Annotated in this window: 14 protein-coding genes and 1 pseudogene; 5 read left to right on the forward strand and 10 right to left on the reverse strand. The window is 57.5% G+C overall.

Features of this window, described 5'->3' with window-relative positions:
* Positions 1 to 3: 3 nt before the first annotated feature.
* The 3 genes from AC1MEE_RS20365 to AC1MEE_RS20375 form a co-directional block, all read right to left on the reverse strand.
* The gene (locus tag AC1MEE_RS20365; protein WP_480411365.1) at positions 4 to 1101 is read right to left on the reverse strand and encodes an amino acid ABC transporter permease; all 1098 of its coding nucleotides are present in this window, start codon (positions 1099 to 1101) and stop codon (positions 4 to 6) included.
* A gap of 10 nt (positions 1102 to 1111) precedes the next feature.
* Complete coding sequence (locus AC1MEE_RS20370) at positions 1112 to 2293, reverse strand: amino acid ABC transporter permease (RefSeq protein ID WP_480411366.1); 1182 nt, start codon at positions 2291 to 2293, stop codon at positions 1112 to 1114.
* Between the two features lie 70 nt (positions 2294 to 2363).
* Entirely contained in the window at positions 2364 to 3395 is a 1032-nt protein-coding gene (locus tag AC1MEE_RS20375; RefSeq protein WP_480411367.1) for an amino acid ABC transporter substrate-binding protein, read from the reverse strand.
* A gap of 478 nt (positions 3396 to 3873) precedes the next feature.
* Here AC1MEE_RS20375 and AC1MEE_RS20380 point away from each other — a divergent pair, with 478 nt between their 5' ends.
* The 5 genes from AC1MEE_RS20380 to AC1MEE_RS20400 all read left to right on the forward strand — a co-directional run bounded on the left by AC1MEE_RS20380 (position 3874) and on the right by AC1MEE_RS20400 (position 9240).
* Complete coding sequence (locus AC1MEE_RS20380) at positions 3874 to 4530, forward strand: alpha/beta hydrolase (protein WP_480411368.1); 657 nt, start codon at positions 3874 to 3876, stop codon at positions 4528 to 4530.
* A gap of 148 nt (positions 4531 to 4678) precedes the next feature.
* On the forward strand, positions 4679 to 6172 hold the full coding sequence (gene rhlB, locus AC1MEE_RS20385) for an ATP-dependent RNA helicase RhlB (protein WP_480411369.1): 1494 nt from the start codon (positions 4679 to 4681) through the stop codon (positions 6170 to 6172).
* A gap of 201 nt (positions 6173 to 6373) precedes the next feature.
* Positions 6374 to 7324 carry an ornithine cyclodeaminase family protein gene (locus tag AC1MEE_RS20390; RefSeq protein WP_480411370.1) on the forward strand — a complete coding sequence of 317 codons (951 nt, stop codon included), beginning with the start codon at positions 6374 to 6376 and terminating at the stop codon, positions 7322 to 7324.
* A gap of 23 nt (positions 7325 to 7347) precedes the next feature.
* Complete coding sequence (locus AC1MEE_RS20395) at positions 7348 to 8475, forward strand: NAD(P)/FAD-dependent oxidoreductase (RefSeq protein WP_480411371.1); 1128 nt, start codon at positions 7348 to 7350, stop codon at positions 8473 to 8475.
* Between the two features lie 165 nt (positions 8476 to 8640).
* A complete protein-coding gene (locus tag AC1MEE_RS20400; protein WP_480411372.1) occupies positions 8641 to 9240 on the forward strand; it encodes a helix-turn-helix transcriptional regulator in 600 nt (199 codons plus the stop codon).
* Positions 9241 to 9280: 40 nt separating this feature from the next.
* Here the strand turns inward: AC1MEE_RS20400 and AC1MEE_RS20405 are convergent, their stop codons facing one another.
* From AC1MEE_RS20405 to AC1MEE_RS20435, 7 genes and pseudogenes are all read right to left on the reverse strand, one after another.
* On the reverse strand, positions 9281 to 10060 hold the full coding sequence (locus tag AC1MEE_RS20405; RefSeq protein WP_480411373.1) for an ABC transporter substrate-binding protein: 780 nt from the start codon (positions 10058 to 10060) through the stop codon (positions 9281 to 9283).
* Between the two features lie 585 nt (positions 10061 to 10645).
* Positions 10646 to 11539 carry a sterol desaturase family protein gene (locus tag AC1MEE_RS20410; RefSeq protein ID WP_480411374.1) on the reverse strand — a complete coding sequence of 298 codons (894 nt, stop codon included), beginning with the start codon at positions 11537 to 11539 and terminating at the stop codon, positions 10646 to 10648.
* 572 nt (positions 11540 to 12111) lie between these two features.
* A complete protein-coding gene (gene moaE / locus AC1MEE_RS20415) occupies positions 12112 to 12570 on the reverse strand; it encodes a molybdopterin synthase catalytic subunit MoaE (RefSeq protein WP_480411375.1) in 459 nt (152 codons plus the stop codon).
* A gap of 2 nt (positions 12571 to 12572) precedes the next feature.
* Entirely contained in the window at positions 12573 to 12818 is a 246-nt protein-coding gene (gene moaD, locus AC1MEE_RS20420) for a molybdopterin converting factor subunit 1 (protein WP_480411376.1), read from the reverse strand.
* On the reverse strand, positions 12815 to 13300 hold the full coding sequence (gene moaC / locus AC1MEE_RS20425) for a cyclic pyranopterin monophosphate synthase MoaC (protein ID WP_480411377.1): 486 nt from the start codon (positions 13298 to 13300) through the stop codon (positions 12815 to 12817). Before moaC ends, moaD begins: the two co-directional genes overlap by 4 nt.
* A gap of 178 nt (positions 13301 to 13478) precedes the next feature.
* Entirely contained in the window at positions 13479 to 14873 is a 1395-nt protein-coding gene (locus AC1MEE_RS20430; protein ID WP_480411378.1) for a PhoH family protein, read from the reverse strand.
* A 314-nt stretch (positions 14874 to 15187) separates the two neighbouring features.
* Positions 15188 to 16346, reverse strand: a pseudogene (locus AC1MEE_RS20435) (polysaccharide deacetylase family protein).
* Positions 16347 to 16357 lie beyond the last annotated feature (11 nt).

Genomic DNA, 16357 nt, shown 5'->3' on the forward strand with positions numbered 1-16357 from the left:
CTCCTAACGCTTGTGGCCTGTGTCCAATCTACGCTCCAAATGCATGGAGTAGCGGGACATGCCGAAACAGAAGATCCAGAACACCAGTGCCGCGAAGACATAGCCTTCGGTGGCCATACCCAACCATTTCGGGTCGGCGGCCGCTTGTTTGACGCTGTTGAGCAGGTCGAACAAGCCGATGATGATCACCAGGGAAGTGTCCTTGAACAGCGCGATCAGGGTGTTGACGATCCCCGGGATCACTAGCTTCAACGCCTGCGGCAGGATCACCAGGCCCATGCTGCGCCAGTAACCCAGGCCCATCGCCGCGGCCGCTTCGTACTGACCTTTGGGAATCGCCTGCAGACCGCCACGCACCACTTCGGCGACGTAGGCCGACTGGAACAGAATCACCCCGATCAGCGCCCGCAGCAACTTGTCGAAGCTCATGCCTTCAGGCAGGAACAACGGCAACATCACCGAGGACATAAACAGCACGGTGATCAATGGCACACCGCGCCAGAACTCGATGAAGGTCACGCAAACGACCCGAATCGCCGGCAGGTTCGAGCGCCGTCCAAGCGCCAGCACGATGCCTAAAGGCAATGCACCGGCGATGCCCACGATGGCGATCACCAGGGTCAACATCAGCCCGCCCCATTCGCTGGTCGCCACGCTGGTCATGCCGAAAACGCCGCCGCGCAGCAGGAAGTACGTCACGATCGGGTAGATCACCAAAAAGCTCAGCCCGTAGATGGCCTTGCGCGGGACCTTCTTGATGAACAAGGGGGCCACACCGATGACCGCCAGGATCACGGTCAGGTCTACGCGCCAGCGCAATTCGGACGGGTAATAGCCATACATGAACTGGCCAAAACGCTGCTCGATGAACACCCAGCACGCGCCGGCCTTGGTGCAGTCCTGGCGGGTAGTACCGACCCAGTTGGCATCGAAGATCGCCCAATGCAGCAACGGAGGGACGATCAGCCAGACCAGATAGATAGCAAACAGCGTCAGGAGGGTATTGATCCAACTGGAGAACAGGTTGGTCCGCATCCACGCCACAGCGCCCACGCTTAACTTGGGTGGCGCCATGTCGGGTTTGAAAGTATGAGTCGTCATGTGCATTTCCTCACCGCTCGATCAGCGCAATGCGCTTGTTGTACCAGTTCATCAGCAGCGAAATGCTGATACTGATCGCCAGGTACACGCTCATGGTGATGGCAATGACTTCGATGGCCTGCCCGGTCTGATTGAGCACCGTACCGGCAAACAACGACACCATTTCCGGGTAACCGATACCGGCTGCGAGCGAAGAGTTCTTCGCCAGGTTCAGGTATTGGCTGGTCAGCGGTGGAATGATCACCCGCAGCGCTTGAGGAATGATCACCTTGTTCAGGGTCGGACCAGGACGCAGGCCCAGCGAGCGAGCAGCCTCGGTCTGGCCATGGCTCACCGACTTGATCCCGGAACGCACGATCTCGGCGATGAACGCCGCGGTGTACACGGTCAAGGCAATGAGCAGTGCCAGCAGTTCCGGGATCATCACCCAGCCACCGACGAAGTTGAAGCCCTTGAGTTCCGGCATTTCCCAGTGCAGCGGATTGCCGAAGATCAGCACGTCCAGCGCAGGAATCACAAAGAACAATGCGATGCCGACATAAACCTTGTGAAAAGGTACACCGGTGGCTTCGAAGCGTTTGGTCGCCCAGCGCGCCATAAGCACGATGGCGATGATCGCCACGACCACACTGCCCACGAACGGCCAGAAGGCGTCGGTCAAGGACGCGCCCGGCATGTTCAAGCCGCGGTTGCTGAAAAAGAACATACCGCCAATGCTATGACTGTTGCGAGGCCCTGGCATGGTCAGGAACACGGCGAAGTACCAGAACAGAATCTGCAGCAAAGGTGGAATGTTACGGAAAACCTCGACGTAGACCGTCGCCAGTTTGTTGATCATCCAGTTCGACGACAAACGGGAGACACCGACGATGAAGCCCAGCAGCGTCGCGAGCACAACCCCGATGAAGGTCACCAACAAGGTGTTGAGCAAGCCAATGACGAACACCCGCGAATAACTGTCCGATTCGACATAAGGAATCAAGTGCTGAGCAATGCCGAAACCGGCACTGCGCTCAAGAAAACCGAAACCGGAGGTAATACCGCGATGTTGAAGGTTTGTTTGGGTGTTATCGAACAGATACCAACCCATGAAGAGCACCGCGACAATCGTGATGATCTGGAATAGCCACGCACGCACTTTAGGGTCGCTGAGGGTGAGCCTCTGCTTTGGTGCGCCGATTTGATTTTGCATGAAGTGCCCCATGAAAATTGGAACAGAACAGCGCTCGATAACCGTTAAAGGTTACCGAGCGCAGGGCCTATCAGCGCACTGGAGGGGCGTATTGAATGCCGCCGTTGGTCCACAGAGCGTTCATGCCACGGTCGATGGCCAGAGGGGTATTCTTGCCAAGGTTTTTCTCGAAGATCTCGCCGTAGTTGCCCACTTGCGAAACGATCTTGACGACCCAATCTTTCGGCAGTTTCAAGTCTTTGCCGTATTCACCGTCACCACCCAACAGACGAGCCACGTCCGGGTTTTTGGTGGACTTGGCTTCTTCGACCACGTTCTTCGAAGTGATACCAGCTTCTTCAGTGTTGAGCAGGGCGTAGCCAACCCAACGCACGATAGCCAGCCACTCGTCGTCGCCGTTACGTACAACCGGCCCCAAAGGTTCTTTGGAGATGGTTTCTGGCAGTACAACGTAGTCTTTTGGCGAGGCCAGTTTGCTGCGCTGTGCGTACAGCTGCGATTTGTCGGAGGTCAACACGTCGCAACGACCGCTTTCCAGTGACTTGGCGCTTTCGTCAGAGGTGTCGAACGTGATCGGGGTGTACTTCAGGTTGTTGGCGCGGAAGAAGTCGGAAACGTTCAGCTCGGTCGTGGTACCGGCTTGAATACAGATGGTTGCGCCGTCCAGTTCCTTGGCACTTTTCACGCCCAGTTTAGTGTTGGCCAGGAAGCCCACGCCGTCGTAGTAGGTCACGAAGCCAGGAAACTTCAGGCCCATGCCTGCGTCACGGGAGCTGGTCCAGGTGGTGTTACGCGACAGAATGTCGATTTCACCCGATTGCAGGGCAGTGAAACGCTCTTTGGCGTTCAACTGGCTGAACTTGACCTTGGTCGCGTCACCGAATACTGCAGCAGCGACTGCACGGCAAACGTCGGCGTCGATACCCTGGATAGTGCCTTTGGCATCAGGAACCGAAAAACCTGGCAGGCCATCACTGACGCCGCACTGAATAAAACCCTTTTTTTGGATAGCATCAAGGGTGGCACCCGCCTGAGCGAAACTGCTAACACCGAGAACCGTAGCCGCCGTCAGTACTGCCAGGGTGGATTTCAACATCTTCATTCAAACCTCCAGTTTGCTCTTTGTTGTTTAGGAGCTTGAGTCCCGTCGCACCCTTGTGAGGCATTATTGACCCGTGCTGGCTTATTTTTGGGTCATGCGACGTAAGACCTGAGCTAAGGATCTGGTGCGAGATGTACCCGACACCCAATCACCATAGCTCGTCAATCGGTCGAATGGACTGAAGCCCCATGATGTCCGCTGAACCAATCCGGTACAGAACGGACCGTACGCAGAATCCTGATGCATGGATTCACTGTCCCCCTGCTGCCATCAGTCTCCTGATAGTGTTACCGCCGAGGGTGAGCGCATTCACTCCGAGGGTTCCATAGCAAAGCCCGTACCAGCATGCTGGCAAAGTCGAATTAGCGACAGGTCAAGCCCAAAACTTGTAACCTTGCGACATATTGTTAACTGATTTTTTGAATGCGTCCGGCGCTAACGCACAGCGAAGGAGCGCACGCACACTAATGGAGCAGCCATGAGCGACACTTTGATCCTCCAACCCGTCAAGACCGCCGATGCCTGCGTCATCTGGCTGCATGGCTTGGGAGCCGACCGCTACGACTTCCTGCCAGTGGCCGAAGCGTTGCAAGAAACCTTGCTGACGACACGCTTCGTTTTACCCCAGGCGCCGACCCGCGCAGTCACCATCAATGGTGGCTACGAGATGCCCAGCTGGTACGACATTCTGGCCATGAGTCCGGCCCGGGCCATTGATCGCGAGCAGCTTGAGTCTTCAGCGCAGAAACTGATGGACCTGATCGAAGCGCAACGCAACAGCGGCATCGACCCCGCACGGATCTTCCTGGCAGGCTTTTCCCAAGGTGGCGCGGTGGTATTGCATACTGCGTTCCTGCGTTGGCAGGGCCCCTTGGGTGGCGTGCTTGCACTCTCCACTTACGCACCGACCTTCAGTGACGAACTGAGCCTTTCGGCGAGCCAACAACGTATCCCGGTGTATTGCTTGCATGGCCACTATGACGACGTGGTACAGAACGCCATGGGACGCACCGCCTATGAGTACCTCAAGGCCTTGGGCGTAACCGCAACATGGCAGGAATACCCAATGGGCCACGAAGTGTTACCGCAGGAAATTTCCGATATTGGTGTCTGGTTGGCGCAAAAGCTGCGTTGATAGTTTTGACATGGCTGTTGGAGATACCCTGCAACCGCGCTGAAAAGCCCTGATTTGACACTTCCTGTAGCGCTTTTGGCATGGCACTACGCCGCGCCGGGTTCTTGCTTTACACTGCCCGGCGTACATTCCTTAATCAATTGACGAGATGACCGTGCTCAAAGCACTCAAAAAAATGTTTGGTAAAAGCGAGGCTGAGCAGCTCGCGCCCAGTCCCATTGCACCTTTGCCTGTTGCCATCGGCTCTTCCGAAGGCGACAAACGGCTACGCAACGCACAGAATCCGGCACCTGGCAGCATGCCTGCCCAGGGTCAGAACACGCACGTCGAATCGCCGAAAGTCGAACAGCACGACCTCCAACCCGCTAAAGCCGAACGGCCTCGTCGTGAACGCGCGCCAAAACCGCCGGTCAGTACCTGGAAGCCCGAAGACTTTGTCGTCGAGCCACAAGAAGGCAAAACCCGCTTTCACGACTTCAACCTGTCGCCAGAACTGATGCATGCCATCCACGACCTGGGCTTCCCGTACTGCACGCCGATCCAGGCCGAAGTACTGGGCTTCACCCTTGCGGGCAAAGACGCCATCGGCCGCGCTCAGACCGGTACCGGTAAAACTGCCGCGTTCCTGATTTCGATCATCACGCAACTGCAGCAGACCCCGCCGCCCAAAGAGCGCTACATGGGTGAACCGCGTGCGCTGATCATCGCCCCGACCCGTGAACTGGTGGTGCAGATTGCCAAGGATGCGGCGACCCTGACCAAATACACCGACCTCAACGTCATGACGTTCGTCGGCGGGATGGACTTCGACAAACAGCTCAAGCAGCTGGAAGCGCGCCACTGCGACATTCTGGTCGCCACACCGGGTCGTTTGCTGGACTTCAACCAGCGCGGCGAAGTGCATCTGGACATGGTCGAAGTGATGGTGCTGGACGAAGCCGATCGCATGCTCGACATGGGCTTCATCCCGCAGGTTCGGCAGATCATCCGCCAGACTCCGCACAAGGGCGAACGCCAGACCCTGTTGTTCTCCGCGACCTTCACCGAAGACGTGATGAACCTCGCCAAGCAGTGGACCACGGACCCGTCCATCGTCGAGATCGAAGCCTTGAACGTTGCCAGCGAAATGGTCGAACAGCATATCTATGCCGTGGCCGCCGCCGATAAATACAAGCTGCTCTACAACCTGGTGACCGAGAACAACTGGGAACGGGTGATGGTCTTCGCCAACCGCAAGGATGAAGTGCGACGTATCGAAGAACGCCTGGTACGTGATGGCGTGAATGCCGCACAGTTGTCCGGCGATGTGCCGCAGCACAAACGCATCAAGACCCTCGAAGGCTTCCGCGAAGGCAAGATCCGCGTGTTGGTGGCCACTGATGTGGCAGGCCGCGGGATTCACATCGATGGCATCAGCCACGTGATCAACTTCACCCTGCCGGAAGTGCCGGACGATTATGTGCACCGCATCGGCCGCACCGGTCGTGCGGGCGCCAGCGGTGTGTCGATCAGCTTTGCCGGTGAAGATGACTCGTATCAGCTGCCTTCGATCGAAGCGCTGCTGGGGCGCAAGATCAGCTGCGAAACACCGCCGACCGAGTTGTTGAAACCGGTGGTGCGCAAGAGCGCTCAGCCTCAGTAAAAAACCGCAGCATCGTGAAAAAAAGCGCATCCCGGTTTCGGAGATGCGTTTTTTTTTGCCTGTTTGTCCCACAAATTATGCGCACACCGCGAAATCCGTGGGAGCAGGCTTGCCTGCGAATTGCTTGACGCGGTGCGCCAAGGGTTGCCGAAATAAACTAAAAGTCCATAATAGACAAAATAGTTTAATCGGAGCCTCCGCATGTCCATGCCTTTTGTCATTACCGCGCCGCAAGCCCATCAGCTACTCGAAGGTCTCGATGTGCCGCAGATCCTGCGCAAACTGTTCCTTGACCTGGCAGCCGGCAATGCCGTGCAACCCGCACAACAGCTGGTCGAGTTTCCCCATGGCGCCGGGGACTTCATCAACTACCTTGGTGTGCTGGCTGAGGATCGCGTTTACGGGGTCAAGACATCGCCCTATATCGCACGCGCCGAAGGTGCTCTGGTCACCGCCTGGACTTTGTTGATGTCGATGGACAGCGGCCAACCGCTGCTGCTGTGCGATGCCGGTGAACTGACCACCGCACGCACCGCCGCCACCACCGCCGTTGCCGTGGACGCACTCGCCTCGCCCCAGGCCAAACGGCTGGCCATCATCGGCAGCGGCCCGATTGCCCAGGCCCACCTGCATTACGTGAAACACCTGCGCGACTGGCAAAGCATCAGCCTGTACTCACCGAACCTGGCGGGGAAAAGCCCGCAGGTGCGCACCAACCTGACCGCGCTGGACCCGCGCCTGCACATCGCCGCCAGCCGTGAGGAGGCCGTTGCCGATGCCGACGTCATCATGCTGTGCACCTCTTGCGCTTCTCCAGTGCTCGATCCACGCAGTCTAGGCAAACCGGCGTTGATCACCTCGATCAGCACCAATGCCCCGCGCGCCCATGAAGTACCGCCCGAGACGCTCAATGAGATGGCGGTTTACTGCGACTACCGCGTGACCACCCCAGGCTCTGCCGGGGAAATGCTGATCGCCAGCGAACAACACGACTGGACGCCAACCGCTATCCGTGGCGATCTCGCCGAGTTGCTCAGCGGACAGACACCGCGCCCGGATTATCACCGTCACGTGTTCTTCCGCTCCATCGGTCTGGGGCTCGAAGACATCGCTCTGGCCAACGCGCTCTATCATCTGCAGCAAGCCGGTTAATCTCAGGCCATCAGGAGACCTCTATGAACCAGGTAGACTTCATCATCATCGGCGGCGGTATCGCCGGTGCTTCCACCGGCTATTGGCTGTCGCAACACGCCCGAGTGATTGTGCTGGAACGCGAATCACACCCGGCCTATCACTCCACCGGCCGCTCGGCGGCCTTGTACACCGCGGCCTATGGCACAGCACAGGTCCGCGCCTTGACCCTGGCCAGCCGCGACTTTCTCGATGCGCCGCCACCCGGTTTCGCCGAGCATCCGCTGCTGACACCGCGCGGGGAAATGACCGTGGACTTCACCGGCGACCCCGAGGAGCTGCAACGTCAGTACCTGAGCGCCAAGGCCAGCGTGCCAGAGATGCAGTTGCTCAGCGCCGAACAAGCCTGTGCACGGTTGCCGATCCTGCGCCCGGAACGGGTCCATAGCGCCATTTATGACCCCAGCGCCAGCGATATCGACACTGATGCGCTGCACCAGGGCTACCTGCGCGGTATTCGGCGCAATCAGGGCCAGATCCTTACCGACAGCGAAGTGCTACGCCTGGAACAGGACCCACAGGGCCTCTGGCACGTCCACACCGCAGAGAACTTATATAGCGCCGCCGTGGTGATCAACGCCGCCGGCGCCTGGGCCGACACGCTGGGCGAGATGGCGGGCGCGGCGCCTTTGGGCCTGCAACCCAAGCGCCGCGCGGCCTTTATCTTTGCGCCCCCTGAAGGACTGGACATTCATGCCTGGCCGATGCTGGTCAGCCTCGATGAGTCGTTCTACATGAAACCGGACGCGGGGATGTTCCTCGGCTCACCGGCCAACGCCGATCCGGTAGCGCCCCATGACGTACAGCCCGAAGAGCTGGATATCGCCATGGGTATCTATCAGATCGAGGAAGCCACCACCTTGACCATTCGCCGACCGACCCGTACCTGGGCCGGGCTGCGCAGTTTTGTCAGCGATGGAGACCTGGTGGCAGGCTTCGATCCGCAGGTGCCGGGATTATTCTGGGTGGCAGCGCAAGGCGGCTACGGCATTCAGACCTCTGCCGCCATGGGCCAGGCCAGTGCGGCGCTGGCCCAAGGTCAGGATTTGCCGGAACACCTCAAGCAATTCGGTCTCACAGCCCAGATGCTGTCCCCGGCCCGCCTTCGCTGACCAGCGCCGGTCGCCACCCAAGGCTGACGGGTGACGACCGGTATGGTTTGCGGCACACTCGCAGCGCCCTGTGTTACGGGGTGCTGAAGTCGCCCGGAGAAATGCCCCATGACGCCACCCCGACACCCCGCTGTCCTGAAAGCCTCAGCGCTGGAGAGCTCTCAGATGGACAATTACCAGGCCATCGCCGATGCCATCGCGACGTTGCTGTTCCCCCACGCCGAAGTGGTCCTGCATGATTTGCGCACGCAAAAGGTCGCCTACATCGCCAACAATATTTCCAAGCGCGAAATCGGTGACGACGCCGCCCTGGAAGACTTGCTCAGTGAAGAGGTCAGCGAACGCAATATCGGCCCTTACGAGAAGCTCAATTGGGATGGTCAGAAGATCCGTTCGCTCAGCTCCGTACTGCGCGACGCCCAAGGCGTGCCCATGGCCGTGCTCTGCATCAATCTGAATATTTCGCTGTTCGAAAACGCTAAGGCCGCGCTGGATCTGTTTCTCTCGCCGAGCAAACTGATTCCGCAACCGGATGCGTTGTTTCGCGATGATTGGCAGGAGCGGATCAATACCTTCCTGCATAGCTGGCTGCGTCAGCGCCAACTGGGTCTCAACCTGCTGACCCGTGAACACAAACGCGAACTGGTGCTGGCCCTGCACGCCGAAGGCGCGTTCCGTGGCAAGAGCGCAGCCAATTACGTGGCGAACGTGCTGAATATGGGCCGGGCGACGGTGTACAAACACCTCAAGGAGCTTAAAGCCTGAAGCGGGCGCAATACCTTGGCACTGCGCCCGCATGCGGTGATCAGTCGCCGTAGATATCGGACTTGAAGTACTTGGACTCGATCTTCTGGTACTCACCGTTGGCACGTATCGCATCGATGGCCTGGTTCAACTGGCTGACCAGCTCGGTATTACCCTTGCGTACCGCGATACCTGCGCCTTCACCGACGTATTTCGGGTCCTTCAATTCAGGACCGACAAAGGCGTACCCCTTACCGTTCGGTGTCAGCAAAAAGCCCTGTTCCAGCGGGATGGTGTCGGCGAACATGCCATCGAGACGACCGGACTTGAGGTCCATGTAAATCTCTTCGTTGCTGGTGTAGCGCACCACGTCAACACCCTTCGGCGCGAGCACTTCCGTGGCAAAGCGGTCTGTGGTCGTCGCCCGTTGCACGCCAATGTGCTTGCCTTTGAGGTTCGCGTAGTTGTCATCGATCACTGAGCCTTCCTTCATCACAAAACGGGACGAGGTGAAGTAGTACTTGTGGGTGAAATCGACTGAGTTTTTGCGCTCGGCGGTGATGGTGATCGAGGACAAGGCCGCATCGATTTTCTTCACTTTCAGTGACGGAATCAGGCCATCGAATTCCTGTTCGGTCCAATCGCACTTGACCTTCATCTGCGCGCACAACGCATTGCCGATGTCGTAATCGAAGCCGCTGATAGTGCCTTCCGGAGTCTTGAAGGCAAACGGTGGGTAAGCGGCCTCAATGCCGATACGCAAGGTTTTTTCTGCCGCGAACAAACTGCTGCAAGCCAAAAGGCCCAGAGCCAGACCGCTTATCAAGGTAAGTTTTTTCATGCTATGACTCCCGCTCGTTATCAGGCCCCACCCGGCACATGCCAAATGAGGAATTCTGGAAATGTTGAAAGACAGAAGAAAGGAGAGAAGCAGGAGGACCGGTCATCAAGAACGCCTCGACAGTTATTGTACTTATAAGTCCATGCTGGACTTTATTGTACATAACGTCAACAACGTCTAGGTGTGGAACGATATTTTGTGGGAGCCGCTCCCACAGGATTTGTGTCTGGCACAAATCCTGAGCTGACTGAAACTCTGTGGGAGATTCTATGGTTGTGGACAAGCCATAACGCGACCTTTGACCAGATATTCGCTCTGATTTTTCATCGGGGCGAAGGCTGCTCGAGTCTGGGTCGAAGGGGCTTCCCAGGCAAGCCTGCCCACAGGTTTCAATCGCCGCCGAATTCGCATCAGACAGCTCCGTATTTTTGGGACCGCTTCGCGGGCAAGCGCGCTCCAGCGGGCCGCGGCAAATGTAGCGTCCACTCATAGCCCAAGGAGCTGCTTGCCTGAAGGGGGCGATCTCTTTGCAACAGCGAATCAGCAACCCTCGAACGCTCTCCAGCAACTGGACCAACTGCTCTTTCAATCCGACGTGGGATCATCGCCGACCGAGCCGCTTTGAAGCGCTGCAGGGTTACATGGGTGAGCGGTGTTTGAAGTGGCCGGCAGTTCGTTTCGCCATGGAAAGAACGCTTGTGTAAAGGGTGTCCGTGGCAAGGTGTCGTTCTCAATACCTGTTTCTACCCATTCATCTTTTTCGGGGACTTTCAGCGTTCCAAATATCAGGTCCAGAAAAGGAAAAAAAGCGGCAAAATTATAGCCGTGATATCGGCTATCTTTTGCGTGATGCAATCGGTGCCATTGTGGGCCTGAAAGTACCCACGTCATGGGGCCTAGCGAAATACGGCTATTGGTATGCGTGAAACAACCCCAGCCATTGAAAAGTAAGGTCAACCCTAAGTATGGGATCATATTCCCTCCGCATAGTATTGTGGTTGGGATATGAGTAAATAAAAAGCTGATCAGCACAGACCCCACACTCTGTCGAAGCGCGGTTGAGGAGTTCACTTCCGTGTCGCTATGGTGAACCCTATGAAATACCCAGAGCGCTGAAAATTTATGCTCAAATCGATGCGTCCAATATTGGAAGAAGTCCCATATTAGAGCGTATATCGCAGTGCCAACGACGGCGCCCACTATGCCGTCTCTCTTCCAGTCAGGTAGAACGCGTTCAATTAACGATATCGTTGGCAGCAGTCGGGCGCACCAATCCATAAAAGGTGCGGTGATGGCTAGTCCAACTAACAAATAAATGAAAATCCTGAAGTTATGCCACCTTCCACTAAGACCTGGATCAGTCGCGGCTGGACGACACACTTCAATGACCCAAGCGACCCCGCCGATCAGGGCTGCTTTGGCCAGCGCTTTGGAGTTGTGTTCGATTCCCGTCATGGCCCACTGCATGAAGTCGCTCATTGTTGCCTCATTTTTTTGAATGGAAGTCAACGCGTAAGCCCATGCCAGATGGCATTCTTGGCATAGGCTGGCCTGGAACAGGGGGGAACCCGCTTGTAGCTGCGCTTTTCGCAACCCTGTTCTCAGCTCGTGCATCTGCAGTGTTTTGACCTGACCCAAGCAGCGAGCATAGCTGTCATGGCGGTACTATCCATTGCGCCCCCCCTGATTTCGCAGATTGCCCACGGCTTTGTCGACTCTGAATCATTCGAAGATATCAGCAGGCTGGCCCTGATGAAGCGTCATCTGTAGGCGCTTGGCGCGGGGAAGGGCAACAAGAGAGTGACACCAGGACTGCATGAGCAAAGTCCTACGATATTTGCTCATGCACGAAATTGCTCACTACCTGACCGATACCGGCCGCGACCTTTATCAAGAGTGGCACGAACGTCTCAAGGACCGTTCGCCAGAGTCAGGGCCACTTCACGAATACTTCACGAATAAGTCGGCTGGCAGCGGGCCGTTTTGGCGACTGCAAGCCGGTCGGCGAAGGTGTGTGGAGCGAACTTGTTCGCGAAGGGGCCAGCACGGTGTCAGGCCTTGTCGATCCAGCGCCCTGCCGCCGCGTGATCACTGTCGCGGCCTTCGACCCAGCGCGGGCCGTCGCTGGTGTTTTCTTTCTTCCAGAACGGCGCACGGGTTTTCAGGTAGTCCATCACGAACGCGCAGGCATCGAACGCCGCTTGCCGATGAGCACTGGCGACGCCGACGAAGACGATCGGCTCACCTGGCTCCAGAGCGCCGATCCGGTGCAGCACCTCCAGTTTGAGCAAGGGCCAGCGTTGTTCGGCTTCGGCAGCGATCTTGCCAAGGGCCTTTTCGGTCATCCCTGGGTAATGCTCCAGAAACATCCCCGCCACTTCCCGCCCTTCGTTGAAGTCGCGCACGTAGCCAATGAAGCTGACCACCGCCCCAATGCCCACATTGGCCGCGTGCAAGGCATTTACTTCCACGCCTGGATCGAACGCCGCCGTTTGCACCCGAATCGCCATGTTCAGCCTCCGGTTACAGGGGGGAAGAAAGCCACTTCATCACCTGCTGTCAGTGGCTCATCTGGCTTGCACAGCTCTTCATTGCGTGCGCACATCAGGTTCTGCTCGGCCAATACCTCCCAGACACCACCTCGCAAGGCCAGATGCTCGCGCAGTGCGTCGACGGTGGCGAAAGCCCCTTCCACCGTCTCACTGTCCAGCCCCAGGGTTTCGCGAAACCGGGCGAAATACAGCACTTGAACAGTCATTGCGCGCCCTCCTCCTGGTCCGCCATGAAGTGACCACTCTTGCCGCCAAGCTTTTCCAGCAGGCGTACGTTTTCGATGGTCATGCCGCGATCCACCGCCTTGCACATGTCATAGATCGTCAGCGCGGCGACACTGGCGGCAGTCAGGGCTTCCATTTCCACCCCGGTCTGCCCGGACAGCTTGCAACGGGCGACGATGCGCACGGCATCTTCGCCTTCCGCGTTCAGCTCGACCTTGACGCTGGTCAACATCAACGGATGGCACAGCGGAATCAGATCCGAGGTTTTTTTCGCCGCCTGGATACCGGCAATTCGCGCCACGGCAAACACATCCCCTTTGGGATGCCCGCCACTGACGATCATTTGCAGGGTTTCAGGGCGCATACGCACAAACGCTTGGGCCACAGCTTCACGGAACGTCACGTCTTTGTCGGTGACGTCGACCATATTGGCGCGACCTTGGGAATCGAGATGAGTCAGCACAGCCTTACTCCTGAGCAGGAGTGGCGATTGTAAACCCGCGAGTCAAAAACACCCAACTGTAGGAGCTGCCGAAGGCTGCGATAAGGCCGGAACGGCCTTCACAGGATCTAAAGACTGCGACCGATTCTCGGTCGATCGCAGCCTGCGGCAGCTCCTACAGTGAGTCCTCCGCTAAAAGTTACAAATGGCTCTCGGCGTATTCAGCCAGGATTGAGCGCGGCACCCCTTGCAGGGAGATGTGCACGCCATTCGGGAAGTCCTTGAAGCGCTCCGTCAGGTAAGTGAGGCCAGAACTGGTGGCCGACAGGTACGGGGTGTCGATCTGCGCCAGGTTACCCAGGCACACCACTTTGGAACCGGTACCGGCACGGGTGATGATGGTTTTCATCTGGTGCGGCGTAAGGTTCTGGCATTCATCGATCAGGATCAGGCTTTGCTGGAAACTGCGTCCACGGATGTAGTTGAGGGATTTGAACTGCAACGGCACTTTGCTGAGGATGTAATCGACACTGCCATGGGTGTTTTCGTCATCCATGTGCAGCGCTTCCAGGTTATCGGTGATAGCGCCGAGCCATGGTTCCATTTTCTCGGCCTCGGTACCGGGCAGGAAACCGATTTCCTGATCCAGACCTTGCACGCTACGGGTAGCGATGATGCGCCGATAGCGCTTGCTGACCATGGTCTGCTCGATGGCTGCCGCCAACGCCAGGATGGTTTTACCCGAACCCGCTGCGCCCGACAGGTTGACCAGATGGATATCCGGATCGAGCAAGGCGAACAACGCCAGGCCCTGATAGATATCCCGTGGTTTCAGGCCCCAGGCTTCCTGGTGCAACAAGGGTTCCTGATGCATGTCGAGAATCAGCAGCTCATCGGCCTTGATGCCTTTGATCCAGCCGACAAAACCTTGCTCATCAATGATGAATTCATTGATGTGCACCGCCGGCAGGTTGTCGATGAGCTGCACGCGATGCCAGGTGCGGCCATGGTCCTGGCGGGTTTCGACCTTGCTGACACGGTCCCAGAAGGAGCCGGTCATGTTGTGGTAACCGCGCGACAACATGGAAACGTCGTCGACCAGTTGGTCGGTGCTGTAATCCTCGGCGGCGATCCCACACGCCCGCGCTTTGAGGCGCATATTGATGTCTTTGGTCACCAGCACCACGCGCAACTCCTTGTCACGCGCGTGCAGGTCGATCAGTTGGTTGATGATGATGTTGTCGTTCAGGTGCTCGGGCAACAAGCTGTTGGGCTCGGCCCGCTTGTTCATCAGGATCGACAGGAAGCCTTTGCAGATGCCTGTGCCACGGTCGATCGGTACGCCCTGTTCAACTTCCTCGGGTGTGGCGCCGCCCAGTGTCTTGTCGATCAAACGAATTGCCTGACGGCACTCGGCAGCGACCGAATGCTTGCCGGCCTTGAGCTTGTCCAGCTCTTCAAGGACGGTCATGGGGATGGTGACGTGGTGTTCTTCGAAGTTCAGCAATGCGTTTGGATCGTGGATCAATACGTTGGTATCGAGCACGTAAAGGATTGGCTGGTTAGAAGAAGGGGTGCGTCCGTGATCATCCATACTCGCTCACCTTTTTAGAAGCCAAGCAACGCAATACCACAACAGTTCTGCGCCACGGAAAGGCCGTCGAGTACCCCTCTTGAGGCAGAAGGGACATGCTCATGGTGGGTCTGGGATGACGCCACCTGTGTTGCAGGTTTCGGCGGTCTGTAATGGTAATACCGCAAAACTCATGACAGAAAAAAGCACTTTGACGCTTTTTTGAAGTTTATTTTTCAGTATGACGAATAGCGCTTGGCGGCATCGAAAAGCACCGTTAAAGTCAGAAGTCCGCCTGACCCGAATTGTCCGATAAATTCACCTCCCGCTGCCCCTCAAACACGTGCATTCCCTTGCCCCACGGGCCTTTCAGGGATAGCTGTGACAATCCTGCCATTGCAGTCCACTTTGCGCCGTACTGGTGAGCAACCAGGGCAATGCCGTCTCGACTTTATTGTGAATGTCATGGAACACGATGATCCCGCGCCGCCACAGCAACATCAGGGTTAAAACCCGCTGGCCGGCCTGTTCCGCGGAGATGTTGCGGTTCCAATCCTGGGAATCGATATTCCACAGCGATACCTTCAGGCCCTGGGCGCGAAAATATTCGGCGCTGTCGGCCCGCCGTTGACCATACGGTGGACGGAACAACGGCACGTAGTTGTCCGGCAGCACCTGTTGCAACAGCACGGCGCTGCGTTGAACCGAGTTCTGCCAGTCGAGCCACTGGCTGTGTGAACGGTATTCCCAGCCCTGCAAGCCCACGCATTGCTGCTTATAGAGACCCTGCACCTCGGCCACCGAACTTTTCCCTTCGCGCGTTTGTAGATTTTTGCCCAAGACAAAAAACGCAGCGTTGAGTTTTCGCTGACGCAGGTAGTCGGTCAGCCAATCCGTGGTGCCACCGACCACGGTCGGGCCACTGTCGAAGCTGAGCAAGAACGAGCGGTCATTGAGTTCATCGCCGGTCAGTTCATCGGAGTTATAGCGCTCGATTTCGCTGCTGGTTAGCGGAAACAGGGCTGCCATGTGCAGCAGTTCGGTCAGATAGCGCTCGTGAAACGCCTGGCCCGGTTGCGCCCAGGCGGCGTAGAAGGAATCGTCGGCGACCTGAAACTTGGCGGCCTGCTCGCGCAACATCTGCATGTCTTCGACCAGTACACAGAACGAGGCGTCCTGCTCACAGCTTTGTTGAGCGAACTGGTAGTTCTCCAGCAAGCGCTTCCACAGGCGCTGGCGGATCAGGTTCAATGAAACGATGTTGATCTTCCTCAGCCCAAGCCGCGCTTTGAGGCCCGCTTCATCCAGGCTTTCGCTGGCCAATAAGGCGTGGGCAAAAGCCAGGATCTCGGCGCGCGAGGCGACATCGAACAACACCGGGGTGGTCAACTGCTCGGGCCACACCCCGCGATCCAGCGTGGCGACATCGACCGGAACCGCGGCTTGAGCGTTGAGCCAAAAAAGACAGGCCGAGATGAATAAAACGATGCGCACAATCAGATCCC

It is taken from the genome of Pseudomonas sp. ASL3, assembly GCF_056680425.1.